Raw genomic sequence first — 2,589 nt, 5'->3', positions numbered from 1 at the left:
TTGGAAGTACAATCACCGCCATGTAGCAGATCGCTTTAGTCTGTTTCTTGCTGGCTGCTTTGCCTAGGCGAGCTAACAGCAGGTGCTGCCCACTGGCGCCATCCTCCCCCAGGTCGTCGCTACAGTTCGATAGTTCTGTTAATCAAAGTCTTGTCAAGCAACTGGGACAATAGATCTTCTCGGAAGCTGTTGTCTAGCTTTGCTTTGTCCATGCTTGACAAGGAGAAGAAAACACCAGGGGGGCCTTGGAAGATTCTCTCTGACCATCATGGGCCACCCTACCTAAATGACTCATCAGCCCTAAACTACCAATCCCGTTGGCTGGAGTCTGAAGCACCTGGCCGAAGACGAGACGGAGTCCTTTGCACTCTCCTTCGACGTGGCCCGGTGGGAGCGCAACGACAATGGCGACGCGCCAGACCACGAGGTCCAGCTTGAGTGGACCACGCACTTCTGATCACGGCTACCGGCCCCTGCCAACTCTTGCCACTGCAGCAACTGGCTTTTCATAGGGAAAGGGCATCCTGCGCGGATAGTGGAACCAGGCGCTGCCTGATTTTGGACGCTCCCCCTCCCTATGTGACCAAAGGCCATCATCCCCGAGACTTACATGTCCAGCGGTTGGCGTTGCAGCCGCCAGCGCCCGTCAGGGCAGGAGTGGACCTGCCAGTCCCGTCAGATCCAGGGCTGCCGGTGTTGACTCAGTTCCATGTGGGGTATCTCCACCAACTGGGCCAGTTCCGCCGTGGTAAGTTCATAGCCTCCTGCCGCCAAACGGTCCGCCATCTCCATCCGGGTCAGTAACTGCTGCAACCGCGATGGGGTCGGGGCAAGATCCATGGGCTCACCGCCACCAGGTTGATGGGACGTGGACGGCTAGGACTATGAGCGCAGCATGGGCTGCTTCCCGTCCCTGAAGGCAACGGCGATGGCATCCACCCGTTCGTTATCCGCATCACCGCTGTGGCCCTTGACGTGGGTCAACATCACCCCCGGCAGGCGTGCCCGGTCCAGTTTTTCCCAGAGGTCACGGTTCTTCACGGGCTGCCCATCGGATCTCTTCCAGCCCTTCTGTTTCCAGCCCTTGAGCCACTGGCTAAAGCCCTGAATCAGGTATGTGCTGTCGGTGCGGATGGTGAACCCAGGCTGGCGGGGCTCCTGGGCGATCCGTTGCAGCAGGGCCAGGGCGGCCTGCATCTCCATGCGGTTGTTGGTGGTGTTCTCACAGGAGCCACCCCCCTCTTCCACACTGCCGTCGTCGAAGCGCAGCAGATAGGCCCAGCCCCCAGGACCGGGATTGCCACTGCAGGCCCCGTCACAAGCAGCGGTAATCAGGTGGGGTTTGGCCATGACGAGGGGTTGTCGGCTCAGGCTTGTTGGCCTGAAAGGGGTTGTTGCCGAGGGTCTGGACAAAGCCATTCAACTCGTGTAAGGTTTTTAATCGTGTGAGGAGTGTGCTCAGGCTAAGGGTCGAAACGAAGGACAGACTCCTCAAGCCTGACTCAACTCAACCCCCCCAGCCAATAACTGGGGGGATTTCCTTTGGGAGCTTACTTGACAGCCACCTGACCACCAACGGCTTCGATCTTCTTCTGGAGTTCTTCGGCGGCCTCCTTGGGCAGGCCTTCCTTGACCAGGGTGGGGGCTTTCTCCACCAGAGCCTTGGCTTCCGCCAGACCCAGACCTGTGGCCTCCCGCACCGCCTTGAGCACTTTGATCTTGGCGGTGGCTTCAAAGCCCTCCAGATGAACGGCAAATTCCGTTTGCTCCTCGGCGGGCTCGGCCTCAGCACCAGGGGCGGCGGCACCAGGGGCAGCCATCACCACACCGGCCGCGGCGGCGGCAGACACACCGAAGACGTCCTCAATCTGCTTGACCAGCTCAGCGGCTTCCAGCAGGGACAACGACTTGAGCGATTCGAGAATCTGGTCGGTTTTGGTAGACATGGTTGAAATTCAGGGATAAATGGGGAAGAGAGGTGCGGATCTCAGTCCACCGGTGGAGGGGAGAGTGCCTCACCGTCAGCGTGCTGCTGCAGGGCGCGAGCAAGGCCGGCGGGCACTTCCTTGATGGCCATGGCCAACTGGGTGGCAACACCGTTGAGGGCGCCGGCAATCTGGGCAATGAGCACCTCCCGGGAGGGAAGCTTGCCAACCGCCTTGAGATCCTCCTCAGACAAAAGACGGCCCTCCAACAGGCCACCCTTGATGTCCGACTTTTTGGTCTCCTGTTGGAAGGCTTGCACGGCTTTGATGGCGCCGCCCACATCGTCCTTCACGAGAACGAAGGCATTGGCGCCTGTGAGCAGCGGATCCAGGCCTGTCCAGGCAGAATCCGTGCCAATGGCCTGGCGCATCAAGCTGTTCTTGGCCACCTTGCAGGTGCCGGAGTACTCCCGCAATCGGGAGCGGAGATCACCCATCTCCTTGACGGAGAGGCCCTTGTAATCCAGCACCAGAGCCAGGTCGGCTTGATCCAGAAGCTGGCGAAGCTGGGCAACCACCTGTTGCTTGCTCTCTAGTGTGCGACCCATGATTCGGGAATGGCGGGACAACAGCAGGCACCCCGCCCCGAACGCAAGGTCAACGA

4 protein-coding genes are annotated in these 2,589 nt (G+C 60.0%); all 4 read right to left on the bottom strand.

Annotated elements, in window-relative coordinates; all coding sequences use genetic code 11:
* Positions 1-675 precede the first annotated feature (675 nt).
* Positions 676-840, bottom strand: coding sequence for a hypothetical protein (locus FLM9_RS08795; protein WP_438801334.1), 165 nt, complete (start codon positions 838-840; stop codon positions 676-678).
* A gap of 42 nt (positions 841-882) precedes the next feature.
* Positions 883-1,350 (bottom strand): ribonuclease H family protein, encoded by a 468-nt coding sequence (locus FLM9_RS04745; protein ID WP_074457500.1) that lies wholly within the window; start codon positions 1,348-1,350, stop codon positions 883-885.
* Positions 1,351-1,550: 200 nt separating this feature from the next.
* Positions 1,551-1,946 carry a 50S ribosomal protein L7/L12 gene (gene rplL / locus FLM9_RS04740; RefSeq protein WP_074457499.1) on the bottom strand — a complete coding sequence of 132 codons (396 nt, stop codon included), beginning with the start codon at positions 1,944-1,946 and terminating at the stop codon, positions 1,551-1,553.
* A 41-nt stretch (positions 1,947-1,987) separates the two neighbouring features.
* Positions 1,988-2,533, bottom strand: a complete 546-nt coding sequence (gene rplJ, locus FLM9_RS04735; RefSeq protein WP_074457501.1) for a 50S ribosomal protein L10 — start codon at positions 2,531-2,533, stop codon at positions 1,988-1,990.
* Positions 2,534-2,589: the final 56 nt, after the last annotated feature.

The sequence above is a fragment of the Candidatus Synechococcus spongiarum genome, from assembly GCF_900047545.1.
Taxonomy (GTDB): domain Bacteria; phylum Cyanobacteriota; class Cyanobacteriia; order PCC-6307; family Cyanobiaceae; genus Synechococcus_B; species Synechococcus_B spongiarum_C.
Note: the sequence above shows the minus strand (reverse complement) of the source record. Positions and strands in the feature narration are given on the sequence as shown.